This window comes from Spongiibacter marinus, from assembly GCF_016906995.1.
In the GTDB taxonomy this organism is placed as follows: Bacteria; Pseudomonadota; Gammaproteobacteria; order Pseudomonadales; family Spongiibacteraceae; genus Spongiibacter; species Spongiibacter marinus.
Genome location: NZ_JAFBBD010000001.1, coordinates 106,064 through 120,070, shown reverse-complemented (window position 1 = coordinate 120,070; position 14,007 = coordinate 106,064). Strand labels below are relative to the sequence as shown.

Sequence of the window (14,007 nt, the reverse complement as noted above, 5' to 3'; positions counted from 1 at the left end):
ATTTGATAATTTATATATCTAATATTTATGAAGCTGAATTTACGCTCGGTCGACCTTAATTTGCTCACGGTGTTTGAGGCCCTGCTGCGCGAACAAAATTTGTCTCGGGTGGCCGAGCAACTCGGCATGAGCCAGCCCGCTGTCAGTGCGGCCTTGCAGCGCTTGCGGCTGACCATGAAAGACGAGCTGTTTGTGCGCACCCGCAGCGGGATGCGGCCAACGCCACGGGCGATTGCCGCTCAGGCGGCCGTCGCCGAGGCCCTCGCACTGATTTCTGAAGCGCTTAGCGTGGAGCAAGTGTTCTCACCTGCCACCGCCGAGCGGGAATTCAGCCTGTTGGCTGACGGCTACATGGAAATGGCGGCGCTGGGGCCGCTGCTGCGCGCATTGCAGGGTTCAGGAGCGGGTCTGCGCTTGCGCAACGAGGTGCTGGATCAACAAGATGTGGCCAAAGCCTTGTCTCGCCTGGAGTACGATGCAGTGATCGACTTTGTGCGGATTGAATCGGATAAAGTCTGCTCGGCGCTATTGGGTGAGCAAGAGCTGGTAGTGATTGCCGCCGGTGCCCACCCGCGTATCGCTGGCAGCCTGTCTGCGCAACAGTATTTTGCAGAGGGCCACATTTTGCTGCGCCAGCGCAGCCGTTACCGCAGCCAGCTTGAATTGGCACTGGGCGGGCAGAAGCTTGAGCGCCGGGTCGACCTTCATGTTCAGCACTTCGCGGCCATGCCGTCGGTGGTTGAGCAAACCGATGCCCTGGCGTCTATGCCCCGCGAACTCGCCAGGCGATACGCTGCGGCCTACGATATTCAGGTTCTGCCCTTTCCATTGCCGGTGCCGCCGATACCCGTCTGGCTGATGTGGCCACTAAGCCTGAACGGCGATGCAGGGCACCGTTGGTTTATTGAGTTACTTCGGCGTCAGCGATTGCCGGGTGCTGGCTAAGCTGTGGAGATAACGTATCGACCTGCGCTGTGTGGGTGCTACTATGCGCGTAGCCAAACACAATAATCAGGCAGAGCCATTTTTGAGATCGCGCGTATGAAACAGCTGGCGATAATTGCAGTTTTAATGGTGGCGGCTACGACAGCCAGCGCCAGCGAGTTGATTGTGCGCGGACTATTTAAAAACGCGGTGCTGCTGGAGATCAATGGCCAGCAACAATTAGTGCGCACCGGCAGCAGCCACCCGGGTGGGGCCAAAGTGCTGTCGGCGAATTCGCGATTTGCTCAGGTGCGCTATCAAGGAAAAACCCACCGCCTCACACTCAATAAACGTATTGGCACACTGTATGCCGAGAGCAAACGCCAGGAAGTGGTGTTGCAGCGCAACAGTAATCGTGAATATCGAACGCGCCTGCAGATCAATGGTCGAAGCGCCGAGGCGGTGGTGGATACCGGCGCCACCAAAGTAGCAATGAGCGCTCGCCATGCCCGCCAATTAGGTATTCGCTACGACGACGCGCCAGTGGTTAGTATTGCCACCGCGTCTGGTGTCAGCCGCGGCTTTGCGGTGAAACTGGACAAACTGGCGGTAGGCGGCATAGAGCGCCACCATATTCCCGCTGTGGTGGTGGATGGTGAATACCCCCATGTAATACTGCTGGGAATGAGCTTTCTAGAGCATGTCGATCTTCAAGAACGCGGCAGTATTATGACCTTAAGTGCCCCCTAGGGCCTGTTAACACTAATTGAGATGCACCTGCTGGAGGTCATTTTTGCCTCCAGCTAGGCGGAGGAAGCGAAGTTTGGTGGGCCCAAACAAGCGACCGACAACAACGCTGGGGGCAAAAATGGCGCCAGCCCTCTGGGTTGCGGCTAAAAATCCACCATTCGTCGTTCATTTGGAATAAGCAAACCTCTCTTCTCATTCCTAGGTTGGCGAATTTTTAGCCGCAACAGGCGTAACTCAATTAGTGTTAACAGGCCCTGGCTGCCCCAATTGCGTATTCTGGCTCGCCTGCTGCGCGCGTCGCTGCTAAAATGCGCGACCGGATTTTTTCTTGGAGATGCCTGTGGCGGTCCGCTTTATTGAGTCCTCCAAGCTTCCCACCCCTTGGGGAGTGTTTGATATTCATGGTTTCGAGGACGCCGAACTCGGCAAAGAACACGTTGTATTAAGCCTCGGTGATATCGGCGACGGCCAGCCTGTGCTCGCCCGTATCCATTCAGAGTGTCTGACGGGTGATGCCCTGTTCAGCATGCGCTGTGACTGTGGCTCCCAGCTTCAGGCGGCGATGGAGAAAATTGCCGAGGAAGGTCGCGGCGCCATTTTCTATCTCCGTCAAGAAGGTCGCGGCATTGGTCTGATGAATAAGATCCGCGCCTACAAACTTCAGGATGAAGGCGCCGATACGGTGGAGGCAAACGAACGCCTGGGCTTTGGTGCAGACATGCGTGACTACAGTTTGTTAAAAGTCATGTGCGAAGAGCTCGGTATCAGCAAAGTGCGCTTGATGACCAACAACCCTCGCAAGGTCAATGCGCTGACGGATCAGGGCGTCGACGTGGTTGAGCGCCTGCCCTTGCAAACGGGGCAAAACCCTCACAATGCCAAGTATCTGGCAACAAAGTCCGGCAAACTGGGGCACTTGTTCTAGGCCTTGTTCACTCTCATTGAGTTGCGGCGCTGTCACTAAACCGTAAGTGTATTGTCGCCGCTCAGTCATTGGCAGCCGATAGCCTCTCTCTCATCGTAAACAGAGAGAGTCAGCGCGGATGTCGCAACACATTTTAGTCCTTCACGATGGTAAGCCCGGACATTTTTCGCAGGCCCAGGGCGTAGCGCGGCTGCTTGCTCGGGGCCACCGGGGTGCCACCCAGATTCGCGCCATGCGGGCGCGCCCCAAGCTTAAGTTGTTAAACCGACTATTGCGACTACTGGCCGCGATGAATCAACCCTGGGCGCAGCGGCTGGTGTCTATCGCATACCGCTGTGATGAATTGCCGGATATCGCGCCGGATATTGTTGTGTCCTTCGGTGGCAATGTGTTGGCGCTGAATGTTGCACTGAGCCAGCATTGGCGCTGTCGCAATGTCGTGATCGGAAATTGCTATAGCCTGCCCGCCAACGCCGTCTCGGCAAATGTCACCGCGTTTCCCACCGCTTCAGCTAGCAGCGCTTGGCAGCAGTGCAATGTTTCCAGCCGGGTAGCACTTTGCAAAACCGATGCCGAGCAAAATACCCGTGCAGGTAGCCTGTTGTCAGAGCAAGCTGAGCGTCCGCTGTGGGCGATGCTGGTGGGGGGCGATGGCAGCGGCCTGCGCTATCAGGAGAGTGATTGGCATCAGCTGGGGCAGGCGATGGCGGCGGTCGCCACGCGCCACGGCATTCAGTGGCTGCTTACCACGTCGCGCCGCAGCGGCCGACAAGCGGGAGAGATCCTCGGCAGCTATCTCAACGAGAAGAACTGCTTGTCATCCATTGTGTATCAGGGGGCAAGTAGCCCGAATGCCGATGCCTACTTGGGGGCAGCAGAGCGCGTCTTTTGCACGGAAGATAGTTTGAGCATGGTGAGCGAGGCGGTGGCAATGCACAAACCGGTAATCGGCTTGCGCCCAGCGAATTCGGTGATTCGCGGAAGCCACTTGCGATCGTTGCTGTATTTACAGAGTCAGGGCTTGGTTGAGCGCTGGGCGATCGCTGATTTCGAATCGTACCAGCCAAGCGCATTTATGCCGTTGCGCTCCTATGAGCAACACCTCGACAGCCTATACCAGCGATTGCAGGCGCGTCTGGCTATTGCTGAGCCAATTGATGGTGAGCCCTTGCCGGCGGCGCCCGCTATGCGGAAAGTTGCCGCGCGTTAGTTCAGCCTTGCAGTTGCTGTTGAATGCTCTGGGTGATGCCCTCGGCGTCCAGGCCGAGCTGGCTGAGCAGGGTCTGGTGGTTGCCGTGATCGACGAAGGTGTCGGGCAGGCCGAGCTGCAATACTGCGACGTTCACGCCGTGCTGATGCAGATATTCAGTTACCGCACTGCCTGCGCCACCAGCGATCACATTCTCCTCAACGGTGACGATCAGCGAGTGCGTCGCAGCGAGCTGGTCAATTAGCTCGGTATCCAGTGGTTTAACGAAGCGCATATCTGCAACGGTGGCATTGAGCTTTTCTCCCGCTTCCTGAGCAGCCGTTAAAAGCGTGCCAAAACTCAGAATCGCGACCTCGCCACCTTCGCGTATTTTTCGACCTTTACCGATCTCCAGGGCCGCCATCTCTGTGGCTGGTATAACTCCTGGGCCAGTGCCGCGGGGGTAGCGCACAGCCGCTGGCCCTGGGTAGTGATAGGCGGTATGAAGCATTTGCCGGGTTTCGTTTTCGTCGGCGGGCGCCATTACGACCATGTTGGGAATGCAGCGTAAGAAGCTGAGGTCAAAGGCACCTGCGTGGGTGGGGCCATCCTCTCCGACCAGGCCCGCTCGGTCGATGCCGAAGGTCACATCGAGGTTTTGCAGGGCAACATCGTGGATCAGTTGGTCGTAGGCGCGCTGGAGAAACGTTGAATAAATTGCGACAACCGGCTTCAAGCCGTCACAGGCCATACCGGCAGCGAGCGTAACGGCGTGTTGCTCAGCGATCGCAACATCGTAAAAGCGCTCTGCATAGCGCTCTGAAAAGGCAACCATTCCAGAGCCTTCGCACATTGCCGGCGTGATGCCCACCAGTTTGTCGCAGGCCTCGGCTTGGTCGCACAGCCATTGACCAAAAATATCCTGGTATTTGGGTTTGCTAACAGGGGTCGCCGGTTTTTTGCTTGCGGCGGGGGTGTCGGCCTCAATTTTCGAAATAGCGTGAAAGCCTACCGGGTCTTTCTCGGCCGGGGCAAAGCCCTTGCCCTTTTTTGTCATGATATGCAGCATTTGCGGGCCGTCGAGCTCGCGAAGGTTGCGCAAAGTGGGAACGAGTACATCCAGGTCGTGACCGTCGATGGGGCCAATGTAGTTGAAGCCCAGCTCTTCAAATAGCGTGGCAGGAGAGACCATCCCCTTCATGTACTCTTCCAGGCGGGCAGCAATATCTTTTGCCGGGCCGGGGAATTTCTCCAACACGGATTTGCCGCCACTGCGGATCTGGTTGTAGGTTTTCGATGCCCAGATCTTAGAAAAATACGTGTTTAGCCCGCCTGTGTTTTTCGAAATCGACATCTGGTTGTCGTTCAGCACCACCAGCATGTTGGCACCGGTGTGGCTGGCGTGGGTGATGGCCTCAAAGGCCATGCCCGCGGTCATGGCGCCGTCGCCAATGACCGCAACGGTGCGCCGGTCGATGCCCTGTTGTCGGGCGGCAATGGCCATACCCAGGGCGGCGCTAATACTGGTGCTGGAATGCCCAACGCCGAAGGTGTCAAAGGGGCTTTCCTCGCGCTTGGGGAAGCCCGCCAAACCACCTGCTTTGCGCATGGTATTCATGCGCTCGCGCCGGCCAGTTAATATTTTATGCGGATAGCACTGGTGACCGACATCCCAGACCAGGCGGTCTTCAGGGGTGTTGTAAATGTAGTGCAGCGCGATGGTGAGTTCGACAACGCCCAGGCCAGCGCCAAAATGTCCGCCGGTTTGACCAACCGAATACAACAGGTACTCGCGGAGTTCGTAAGCGAGCTGACGGAGTTGCTGTTCTTCCAAGCCGCGCAGGTCGTCCGGGTCGGCGATGCCATCGAGTAAGGGCGTTGACGGTGGCTGCGAGGGAATTTTCTGGAACATCAATTTCTGACCCAAAGCGGCGAAAAAGGGGGCAATTGTAAACCAATTGTCGGCCTGCGACACGGTGTTCGCGCGGTACTATACGTTGTTAGCGGCCAATGTTGATGGCCCGCTTAGTGTTGCCGCTCAATAATATAGTTGGAAAGTTGGTGCAGGGCGTCGCTGTGATCGCCAAAGCTGCTCAGTGCTGCCACGGCTTGCTGGTGGAGTTGCCGAGCGAGGTCCTTGGCGCCATCGAGGCCGAGCAGGCTGGGGAAGGTCGGCTTGTTTAGCGAGATATCGGCGCCCTGGGTTTTGCCCAATGTCGCTGTGTCGCTCTCTATGTCGAGGATGTCGTCCTGCACTTGGAAGGCCAGGCCGACGGCTTTGCCATAATCGTCCAGTTGTTGCTGCTGTGACGCGCTGGCTCCGCAGGCCAGGGCGGCCAGGCCGATAGCCGCACGGATGAGCGCGCCGGTCTTGAGCTGGTGCATGGTTTGCAGTGTGTGCAGATCGAGGCTGCGATTAACGTTCGCGAGGTCGATAGCTTGTCCACCGACCATGCCGCGCGGGCCACTGGCGGCCGCCAGAAGCTTGACCATCGCCACGCAGTGTGTGGCAGGGAGAGGAAGCTCGGCGATCAGTTCAAAGGCGCGACTTTGCAAGCCGTCGCCAACAAGAATGGCCGTGGCCTCGTCGTAGGCGATATGGCAAGTGGGCTTGCCGCGGCGCAGGTCGTCGTCGTCCATGGCGGGCAAGTCGTCGTGAACTAGGGAGTAGGCATGGATCATCTCAATGGCGCAGGCAATGCTGTCCAATGTGGCGTCGTCGATGTCGGCCTGTAAGGTTTGCGCGGTGGCATAGACCAGTGTGGCGCGCACGCGTTTGCCACCATTCATAATGCTGTATTGGCTGGCCTCGGTCAGGCGGGCCAGCTGCTCGCTGGCATCGTGGTCGCTGAACTCACTAAATGCCTGGGCCAGGTGCTCCGGCAGCGCGCGCTGTAGCCGCGACTGACATTGCTGAAGATAGGTGTCGAAGGGCATTAGGCGGGGTCCGTAGCGTCGAGGTCGGCGGTGAGTTGTTGCACCTTTAGCTCAGCATCGGCAAGCGCCTGCTGACAGTCTTTACTCAAGCTCATGCCCAGCTCGAAGGCTTTTAGCGACTCTTCCAGGCTCAACTCGCCAGATTCCATCGTTTGCACGAGTGTTTCGAGTTCTTTGAGGGCAGATTCAAAATTAACCGCCTTTGCCTTGGCCATCGGGTGCTCTCCAGCTGAGGGAATTTTCGACGGCATTTTAGCAGCCCTTGTGGCTAACTGTCCGCTGTTGGTGGCTCGTTAACAGTAATTGGATTGCCCCCGCAGTAAGTTAGTGAGTCGCAACAGGCGCAACGCTGTGCCTATGCACTTTATAGTGGCTATCTCCGAGCTGGCAGCAGAGGATGGCGGTATGTTACGTAACGGAGGGCGTTCGGTGACAACGTGGCAAGCGGTAATAGAATTTTGGTTTGATGAATTGACACCTGATCAGTGGTTCGCCAAGTCGGCAGAATTGGATTCTCTAATCGCCAAACGATTTGGTGAATGTCACCGTGCCGCGGCGGCCGCCGAGCTATATAAGTGGCGTGAACAGCCGCTGGGGCGTTTGGCCGAGGTCATTGTACTGGATCAGTTTTCCCGCAATATTTATCGCGACCACCCGCAGTCGTTTCAATGTGACCCGCTAGCGCTGGTATTGTCGCAAGAGGCCATTGCCGGCGGTGCAGATCGCGATCTCGATGAGCAACAGCGGGCGTTCTTATACATGCCGTATATGCACAGTGAATCGAAACTGATTCAGCGGCAGTCTCTTGCCCTCTACGAGGCGCTGGGCGTGGAGAATAATCTTCGTTTTGCTCGCCAGCACGCCTATATTATCGAGCGCTTCGGCCGCTACCCTCATCGCAATGCCGTGCTTGGGCGAGCGTCCAGCGCCGAAGAGCTGGAATTCTTGCAGCAGCCCGGCTCTTCATTTTAACGAGTCAGGCGCAAGCTAAGCGCGCAGGTAATTGCCCACACCGCGTTGAACGCCAGCACAAAAACGGGCGTTAGCGTGCCGAGGGCAAGCCCCGCTTGGCCGTACGGAGAGTGATACGGAAAAATAATGAACAGCTGGACGGTGCTGGGGGCGAGGCTGATCAGCAAGGCGCGACGCAACCACGCTCCGCTGAAGAGCGGCAGGGCGAATAGCAGGCCCCATAGGCCTCCCCAGACCAGGCGCGGATAGAGCCATTCCGGCGTTAGTGGCGGCGAAATATTGACCCCCGCGGCGGCGGTTAGTCCGTACAGACCGCAAAGCCAAAGCGCCAGGCTGTTGGCCAAGCCGCCGAGGCTGCCGGCGGCGTAGCAGGTGAGATAGTTGCGCATATTGCCTCCTGTTGGGGTGTGTTGCCGTCGCGCTGACATGAACACTTGGTAACTCGCGTTCCCGGGATTCGACTTCCCCTCGGCGCGCCTTCAGTGCAGAATTCACGCCCTGAACAATGTTAAGAGATGGACTATGGCCAGCGCGAATAATTCCGATATTGCATTAATTACCGGCGCCTCTGCCGGAATTGGCCGAGCCTTCGCGCAGGCGCTCGCTCCGCAGTGCTCGTCGATGATTCTTGTGGCGCGCGACGCAGAAAAACTGTCGCGTGTTGCCGAGAGCCTGGCCGGTGTCGACTGTGAGGTTCACTGTATCGCCGTCGATCTTTGCAAGCCGCTGGGCGTGGCCGAAGTGATGGAGGCCATCCGGCAAAAAGGCCCGGTGACCATTCTGATTAACAATGCCGGATTCACCACCGACAATGCGCTGGTGGACAGTGACCTCGACGCTGAGCTGGAGATGCTGTCCCTGCATTGTCAGGCGAGTGTGTCGCTGTGCCGTGGCGCGCTGCCCTATATGCAGGAACTCGGTCGCGGGCGGGTGATTAATGTTGCTTCCATGGCGGGCTTGATCCCGATGAAAGGCGCTGCGGTATACGGCGCTTCAAAAGCGTTTTTGGTGGCGTTTAGTCAGTCTCTTGCCAAGGAAAATCACCGTCACGGTATTGCCGTGCAGTGCCTGTGCCCCGGTTACACCCACAGCGACTTTCACGGGCGTGAGGCGCTGACGGGCTTTGATAAGCGTTCGATTCCCGAGGCGTATTGGTCGAACGCGGAGGATGTTGTCGCGGCAAGTTTGGCTGCCTTCTCGCAAACGCCGCCACCGACCTTGCTTGTGCCCGGTGAGCACAACAAACAGTGGGTTCGCGAAGAGCAGGAGCGCCAGCGCGCTGCGCTAGAGGCGATGCCCTAGGGCCTTTTAGGGTCGGTTGAAAGCGGCGTTATGTCGCGGTTTTTTTCCAGCTGATAGCACTCCAGGTCTTCGGCCATGATCAATGTGCCGCTGTAGTGCTGGCGCGCTTCTTTGCGCAGGTCGTCGATGCTGTGTTCAACACTTTCCCCACCTTTGAGGCGATAGCGCTGACTGAAATGCGTTAGCAGTAGGTGCCGCAGTTCGCTGCGCTCGGCAGCTTTGGCCACCATGGCCGCCGTGCTGTGCATGTATTGCGGTCCCACCCGGGCCAGAACGTCCTCGGTAAACGTTGCCTCGTGGATCATGGCGTCGCTGTTGCACATGGCGTCGTGTAGCAGGGCGGGTTGGTCGTTGTCACCGCCGACTATAACGCTGCGCGGTGACCAGGCCGGCTGGCTAACATCGTCGGCGAGCACGGCGCGGCCGTCATCCAAGACGATGTTTTCCCCTTTTTGCAGTCGGTTCCACAGCGGCCCTCTGGGAATTCCCTTGGCGTCTAACGTTTCTTCAATCAGGTGGCGAGGTGCGACTTCCTCGGCGCGGTAGGCAAAGCAGGGGACGCGGTGAGACAGCGCGTGAGCGCTGACCCGCAGATGGCCATCGTCAAAATGGAAGTCCGGCGCATCGCTACGCACAAATTCCAGAGGAAAGCGCAGTTCCCGTATGTCGGTGTGCAGGAAGGTGGCGCGTATAAATTGTTCGATACCGTCGGGCGCGCAAATAGTTAGGGGTGCTTTGCGGCCACTCATGTTAGCGCTGGCGATCAGGCCCGGCAGCCCGTAACAGTGGTCGCCGTGCACGTGGGTGATGAAGATGGCGCGCAATTTGGCGCTGCTGTATCGCGTGTGCTGTATTTGGTGCTGAGTGCCCTCACCGCAGTCGAACAGGTACCAATCGCGGGCGTCGTCGATGGCCAGCGCCAGGCCGGTGACATTGCGGTGCCGAGTGGGGGTGCCGGCGCTGGTGCCGAGAAAGGTTAGGCGCATGACGGGTCGCTGTGTTGGGTGGTTTGTCGCCGCTTGGCCAGAATGTCCAGGCTGTGCTGCGACGGTGGCGCTTCCAATATGGCCGCCATACTGTCAATAAGGTTGCTGGCCATGAAGTCCGTGTCGCGGATCAGTGGGTTAAACCCCGTGTTTTTGCGCACCCGCGCATGGTCGGACACGCCGTGAAAGCCGAGTACGTTCATCAATAGAATGCGCTGCTGGGCAATTTCGGGGGGGAGCTCGGTAAGTTCCTGCGCTGCCAGCTTTGCGATTTTAGTTTCCCGCGCCAACTGCAGGGAGTGCTTATCCGCCAAGTCGTAGCCCAGGGTATTGGTGGCAATCAGTTCGGCACTGATGTGGATATAGGCTTCGCCGCCGTCGCTGTCGTCCAGCTTCTCGATCAGCGGTTGAACAATGGCGGTGGCAACCAGTTGTGGCGTGGCAACACCGTCAGCCAGCATTTGGTCTGCCAATTCGGCGCGGCGTTCGGCAAGGGCGGGGCCGTGCTTGTCGAAAATCGCCTGTAGCAGGCCATTTTTATTGCCGAAATGGTACTGCACCGCATTGCGGTTGGCTTGGCCGGCGGCGCGGGTAATGGTATTGATCGAGACGCCATCGACACCCTGTTCGGCAAAGAGCCTTTCGGCCGCGCGAATAAGGCTGTCACGTGTGCGGTGGCTTCGGGTGTCTTTAACGGCGGTCAGTGTCATATTCCTTGCATGCGGCGGTGGTATAGCGCTTTAGCTTAGCAAAAAACAGCGCCTGTTTCGTGGGCGATGGCTTGGCGCTGGCGGTTTGCGAGCTTATACCGCCAGCCACTATCCTCAGCCTGCCTGCCTCCAGTCGCCATACCAATACGTAAACTCGTCCGTTCGGAGGTTATAGGCGGCGAACTCGCCACACTATAGTGAAGATCGATACCGCATCGGCGGGGAACAATAAGCAAAGAAGGATGCCACCATGAAGTTTGCCTACCACCACAGTATGTGTCCGGTTGAACAGTATGTGCCGCTGAGTATTGAAGCGGAGAAGCTGGGTTTCGACACCATCACCATGCCTGACAGCATTTGCTATCCCAAAGAAGCGAGCTCTAAGTACCCCTATAACAACGACGGTAGCCGAGAGTTCCTCGATGGTGTTCCCTTTATGGAGCCCTTTCTGCTAGCGGCTCACCTGGCAGCGAAAACCGAAAATATTCGCTTCACAACCTCAGTGCACAAATTGGCTGTTCACGAGCCAGCGCTGATCGCTAAGTCGTTGTCGACACTGGCTATTCTCAGCGGTAACCGCTTTGGCTACGGTGTCGGTATTAGCCCCTGGGCCGAAGACTTCGAAGTCACCAATGTCCCCTGGGAGCGCCGCGGTAAGCGCATGGACGAAATGATTGAGATCATCAACGGCCTGATGAGCGGCGAGTATTTTGGTTATCAGGGTGAAATCTTCGATCTGCCGGAAATTAAGCTGTGCCCCGTGCCGAGCGAGCGCCCCCCGATTCTTGTCGGTGGTCACTCTAAGCCTGCACTGCGCCGCGCGGCTCGCCTGGGTGATGGCTGGATTGCGGCCGGGGGTGATTTAGACTCGATCAAGGCAATGATCGATCAAATCAATGAATTCCGCGTTGAGTATGGTCGCGATCATCTGCCCTTCGAGTTTCAAGCCATGACTGCTGAGGCCTACAGTGCCGATGGCATTAAACGCTTGGAGGATATCGGCGTTGATGAGGTGTTGGTTGCCTTTCGCGATGTCTATGCCTCTGAGCCTGACGACAAAACGGTCGACGAGAAAGTGGCAATGCTGCAGTGGTACGCGGCCGAGGTTATCGAGAAAAGCCGCGCTTAAGCGCTGGCTGCGTCCGGGCGGCGTTTCTCCGGGCGCAGCTGTTCAATCATTCTAAACAGATAGGCCGACCGCTCTTCCCGCTCGTTGAAGGGCCTCATCACCAGGTTCTTGGCCATGCCGATCACCAGGTCAAAGGCGATATTGGTGATGTCTTCTGCGCTGACATCGTCGCGCAATTCACCCTGCGCCTGCAGCGAGGTGATCATCCCTTGCATTAATTCTCGGTTCTGTGTGTTCTTTTCCAGCTCGGCCTGCAGGCTATCGTTGTGGGTCAGGGCGAAGGTATGCAAATTTAAGCGCACTCGCCACTCGAGGTCGGACTCCTCGTCGAGGGGGAGGCCTGCCTTGATGATGGGGAAGAACTGATCCAGACTCAGGTTGTCCTGCTGAATACTGGCCTCTTGCATGCGCAGGTCAATGCGCTGGTCTGCCCAGCGAAACGCCGCAATCACAATTTCTTCTTTACTGCTGAAGTAGTGCGAGAGCACGCCGATGGAGCACCCCAGTGACTTTGCCAGTGCGCGGGTGGTGAGTGCCTCGAGCCCCTTGCTGGCAATGAGTCTCGCGGCCGCTTCGGCGACTTCCTCGCGGCGGCTATCGTGGTCTACTTTCCTCACTGTGGGGCGTACCTCTGGGTGTGCTCAATTGTCGCTGAGCGGAACTATACCTGAAGATGACGAATATTTCATATCGAACGCTTGATATGTATCGAGCTGGCTTCTATGATGACTTCCAAAATAATTCACTACACGGACCCCCTTCGGAGGGCAGAAGCATGGCCACAGCAGTCAATACGGATTACAAACTCGCTCCCAATAACGACAAGTTGGATCACATTCCCGGCTCGTTTGGGTGGCCGATTATTGGTCACACCTTTCCATTGGTGAAAGACCTCTACGGCACGATCGATAAACAATACAAGGAGTTCGGACCAGTTTCTCGCTTCGGTCTGGCGGGCTTCAAAGGCGTACTGCTGGTTGGCCCCGACCTCTATAAAGAGGTTTACCTGGATCGCGATAAAAATTTCTCTGCCGAGATGGGTTACATGGGCTCTCTCGGGCGCTTCTATAAGGGTGCGCTGTTGCTGCGCGACCACGAGGAGCACCGTTTTCAGCGTCGTATGATGCAAACGGCCTTCAAAAATGACGCGATGAAAGGCTATATCGGCACGATGGGGCCGATGATTGGCGAGGCGGTTGAAGCGTGGGGCAAGAACAAGGAAATGCTGTTCTTCCCAGCCATTAAGCAAACGCTGCTGGACGTTGCCTCGGAAATTTTCGTTGGCCTGGACAAAGACGACTCGCGTGCCGATGAGCTGAATACCGCATTCTTGGATATTGCCGATGGTTTAATGGGTATCGTCACCAAAGAAATCCCCGGCACCAAATACGCGAAAGGTAAAAAAGCGGAGCGCTTCCTCAAGGAGTTCTTCGGCAAGCTGATTGGCGAGCGTCGTGCGGGTAATGGCATCGATACCTTTACCTTCTTCACCAAGGAAAAGACTGAAGAAGGGGAGTACTTCTCTGATGAGGATATCGTTGCGCACATGAGCTTCCTGCTCTTTGCTGCCCACGATACAACGACCAGTGCACTCAGCCACTTGCTGTTCCACCTGGGTCAAAACCCTGAGTTGCAGCAGCGTCTGCGCGAGGAAGCCCAGGCGATCGACAAGGACTTCATGGAGTATGAAGACCTGGAGAAAATGCCACTTGCGGAAGCGGCGACCAAAGAGGCATTGCGCTTGCATCCCTCCGTGATGATGATGCAGCGTCGCACCATCAATGAGTGTGAGCTGGGCGGATTTAAAATTCCTGCCAACACCATTTTGTTTATGGCGCCGCAGCATACCCACCGCATGGGTGAGTACTGGGACGCTCCGCTTAAGTTCGATATCGACCGCTGGCTGGAGCCGCGCAATGAGCACAAGCGCCACAGCTTTAGCTTTGTTGGCTTTGGTGGCGGCGGCCACAAGTGTATCGGTATGCACTTTGCGCTGATGCAGGTGAAGAACTTCCTCCACCAGTTCTTGCGCCGCTACGAGTTCCGCCTGGCGGATAACTTCAGCGACAAGATGCAAACCGTGCCACTGCCGAAGCCGGTTGATGATTTGCCGATTGTGCTGACCCCAATCAGCAAGTAGCAAGAATGAAAAAGGAGCCGAAAGGCTCCTTTTTTGTATTGGC

At 57.2% G+C, this 14,007-nt stretch carries 15 protein-coding genes; 8 read left to right on the top strand and 7 right to left on the bottom strand.

All coding sequences use genetic code 11. The features are described from left to right. Positions 1-27 precede the first annotated feature (27 nt). The 4 genes from HNR64_RS00575 to HNR64_RS00560 all read left to right on the top strand — a co-directional run bounded on the left by HNR64_RS00575 (position 28) and on the right by HNR64_RS00560 (position 3,809). Positions 28-945: a LysR substrate-binding domain-containing protein gene (locus tag HNR64_RS00575; RefSeq protein WP_204994696.1), complete on the top strand. Its 918-nt coding sequence runs from the start codon at positions 28-30 to the stop codon at positions 943-945. A 96-nt stretch (positions 946-1,041) separates the two neighbouring features. After that, positions 1,042-1,674 (top strand): retropepsin-like aspartic protease family protein, encoded by a 633-nt coding sequence (locus HNR64_RS00570; RefSeq protein WP_204994695.1) that lies wholly within the window; start codon positions 1,042-1,044, stop codon positions 1,672-1,674. Between the two features lie 334 nt (positions 1,675-2,008). Then, a complete protein-coding gene (gene ribA, locus HNR64_RS00565; protein WP_239547458.1) occupies positions 2,009-2,599 on the top strand; it encodes a GTP cyclohydrolase II in 591 nt (196 codons plus the stop codon). A gap of 118 nt (positions 2,600-2,717) precedes the next feature. Further along, positions 2,718-3,809, top strand: coding sequence for an ELM1/GtrOC1 family putative glycosyltransferase (locus tag HNR64_RS00560; RefSeq protein ID WP_204994693.1), 1,092 nt, complete (start codon positions 2,718-2,720; stop codon positions 3,807-3,809). 1 nt (position 3,810) lies between these two features. On the opposite strand, the gene dxs is transcribed toward HNR64_RS00560, so the two are convergent. The 3 genes from dxs to HNR64_RS00545 form a co-directional block, all read right to left on the bottom strand. Beyond that, on the bottom strand, positions 3,811-5,700 hold the full coding sequence (dxs, locus tag HNR64_RS00555; protein ID WP_204994692.1) for a 1-deoxy-D-xylulose-5-phosphate synthase: 1,890 nt from the start codon (positions 5,698-5,700) through the stop codon (positions 3,811-3,813). Between the two features lie 113 nt (positions 5,701-5,813). Continuing rightward, on the bottom strand, positions 5,814-6,725 hold the full coding sequence (locus HNR64_RS00550; protein ID WP_204994691.1) for a polyprenyl synthetase family protein: 912 nt from the start codon (positions 6,723-6,725) through the stop codon (positions 5,814-5,816). After that, entirely contained in the window at positions 6,725-6,940 is a 216-nt protein-coding gene (locus tag HNR64_RS00545) for an exodeoxyribonuclease VII small subunit (protein ID WP_027873163.1), read from the bottom strand. The genes HNR64_RS00550 and HNR64_RS00545 overlap by 1 nt, the downstream gene beginning before the upstream one ends. Before the next feature lie 190 nt (positions 6,941-7,130). Between HNR64_RS00545 and HNR64_RS00540 the strand changes: the two genes are divergently transcribed. Continuing rightward, the gene (locus HNR64_RS00540) at positions 7,131-7,697 is read left to right on the top strand and encodes a DUF924 family protein (protein WP_204994690.1); all 567 of its coding nucleotides are present in this window, start codon (positions 7,131-7,133) and stop codon (positions 7,695-7,697) included. Here HNR64_RS00540 and HNR64_RS00535 read toward each other — a convergent pair. Continuing rightward, a complete protein-coding gene (locus HNR64_RS00535) occupies positions 7,694-8,086 on the bottom strand; it encodes a hypothetical protein (RefSeq protein WP_204994689.1) in 393 nt (130 codons plus the stop codon). The two genes, HNR64_RS00540 and HNR64_RS00535, sit on opposite strands and share 4 nt — an antisense overlap. Before the next feature lie 133 nt (positions 8,087-8,219). Between HNR64_RS00535 and HNR64_RS00530 the strand changes: the two genes are divergently transcribed. Next, positions 8,220-8,999: an SDR family NAD(P)-dependent oxidoreductase gene (locus HNR64_RS00530; RefSeq protein WP_204994688.1), complete on the top strand. Its 780-nt coding sequence runs from the start codon at positions 8,220-8,222 to the stop codon at positions 8,997-8,999. Here the strand turns inward: HNR64_RS00530 and HNR64_RS00525 are convergent. Together HNR64_RS00525 and HNR64_RS00520 are read right to left on the bottom strand one after the other, a co-directional pair. Then, on the bottom strand, positions 8,996-9,985 hold the full coding sequence (locus HNR64_RS00525; protein ID WP_204994687.1) for a ribonuclease Z: 990 nt from the start codon (positions 9,983-9,985) through the stop codon (positions 8,996-8,998). The two genes, HNR64_RS00530 and HNR64_RS00525, sit on opposite strands and share 4 nt — an antisense overlap. Beyond that, the gene (locus HNR64_RS00520) at positions 9,976-10,695 is read right to left on the bottom strand and encodes a TetR/AcrR family transcriptional regulator (protein WP_204994686.1); all 720 of its coding nucleotides are present in this window, start codon (positions 10,693-10,695) and stop codon (positions 9,976-9,978) included. The genes HNR64_RS00525 and HNR64_RS00520 overlap by 10 nt, the downstream gene beginning before the upstream one ends. A gap of 250 nt (positions 10,696-10,945) precedes the next feature. Between HNR64_RS00520 and HNR64_RS00515 the strand changes: the two genes are divergently transcribed. Next, positions 10,946-11,824 (top strand): TIGR03619 family F420-dependent LLM class oxidoreductase, encoded by an 879-nt coding sequence (locus HNR64_RS00515; RefSeq protein WP_204994685.1) that lies wholly within the window; start codon positions 10,946-10,948, stop codon positions 11,822-11,824. Here HNR64_RS00515 and HNR64_RS00510 read toward each other — a convergent pair. Beyond that, positions 11,821-12,441 (bottom strand): TetR/AcrR family transcriptional regulator, encoded by a 621-nt coding sequence (locus HNR64_RS00510; RefSeq protein ID WP_204994684.1) that lies wholly within the window; start codon positions 12,439-12,441, stop codon positions 11,821-11,823. The two genes, HNR64_RS00515 and HNR64_RS00510, sit on opposite strands and share 4 nt — an antisense overlap. A gap of 158 nt (positions 12,442-12,599) precedes the next feature. Here HNR64_RS00510 and HNR64_RS00505 point away from each other — a divergent pair, with 158 nt between their 5' ends. Next, positions 12,600-13,964 carry a cytochrome P450 gene (locus HNR64_RS00505; protein ID WP_204994683.1) on the top strand — a complete coding sequence of 455 codons (1,365 nt, stop codon included), beginning with the start codon at positions 12,600-12,602 and terminating at the stop codon, positions 13,962-13,964. Positions 13,965-14,007 lie beyond the last annotated feature (43 nt).

Bases quoted from the DNA above. Each gene is read 5' to 3' on its own strand.
- HNR64_RS00515 (WP_204994685.1), top strand. From the start codon at position 10,946: ATGAAGTTTGCCTACCACCACAGTATGTGTCCGGTTGAACAGTATGTG.
- HNR64_RS00505 (WP_204994683.1), top strand. From the start codon at position 12,600: ATGGCCACAGCAGTCAATACGGATTACAAACTCGCTCCCAATAACGAC.
- HNR64_RS00535 (WP_204994689.1), bottom strand. From the start codon at position 8,086: ATGCGCAACTATCTCACCTGCTACGCCGCCGGCAGCCTCGGCGGCTTG.
- dxs (WP_204994692.1), bottom strand. From the start codon at position 5,700: ATGTTCCAGAAAATTCCCTCGCAGCCACCGTCAACGCCCTTACTCGAT.
- HNR64_RS00545 (WP_027873163.1), bottom strand. From the start codon at position 6,940: ATGGCCAAGGCAAAGGCGGTTAATTTTGAATCTGCCCTCAAAGAACTC.
- HNR64_RS00570 (WP_204994695.1), top strand. From the start codon at position 1,042: ATGAAACAGCTGGCGATAATTGCAGTTTTAATGGTGGCGGCTACGACA.
- HNR64_RS00540 (WP_204994690.1), top strand. From the start codon at position 7,131: ATGTTACGTAACGGAGGGCGTTCGGTGACAACGTGGCAAGCGGTAATA.
- HNR64_RS00530 (WP_204994688.1), top strand. From the start codon at position 8,220: ATGGCCAGCGCGAATAATTCCGATATTGCATTAATTACCGGCGCCTCT.
- HNR64_RS00525 (WP_204994687.1), bottom strand. From the start codon at position 9,985: ATGCGCCTAACCTTTCTCGGCACCAGCGCCGGCACCCCCACTCGGCAC.
- HNR64_RS00550 (WP_204994691.1), bottom strand. From the start codon at position 6,725: ATGCCCTTCGACACCTATCTTCAGCAATGTCAGTCGCGGCTACAGCGC.
- HNR64_RS00575 (WP_204994696.1), top strand. From the start codon at position 28: ATGAAGCTGAATTTACGCTCGGTCGACCTTAATTTGCTCACGGTGTTT.
- ribA (WP_239547458.1), top strand. From the start codon at position 2,009: ATGCCTGTGGCGGTCCGCTTTATTGAGTCCTCCAAGCTTCCCACCCCT.
- HNR64_RS00520 (WP_204994686.1), bottom strand. From the start codon at position 10,695: ATGACACTGACCGCCGTTAAAGACACCCGAAGCCACCGCACACGTGAC.
- HNR64_RS00560 (WP_204994693.1), top strand. From the start codon at position 2,718: ATGTCGCAACACATTTTAGTCCTTCACGATGGTAAGCCCGGACATTTT.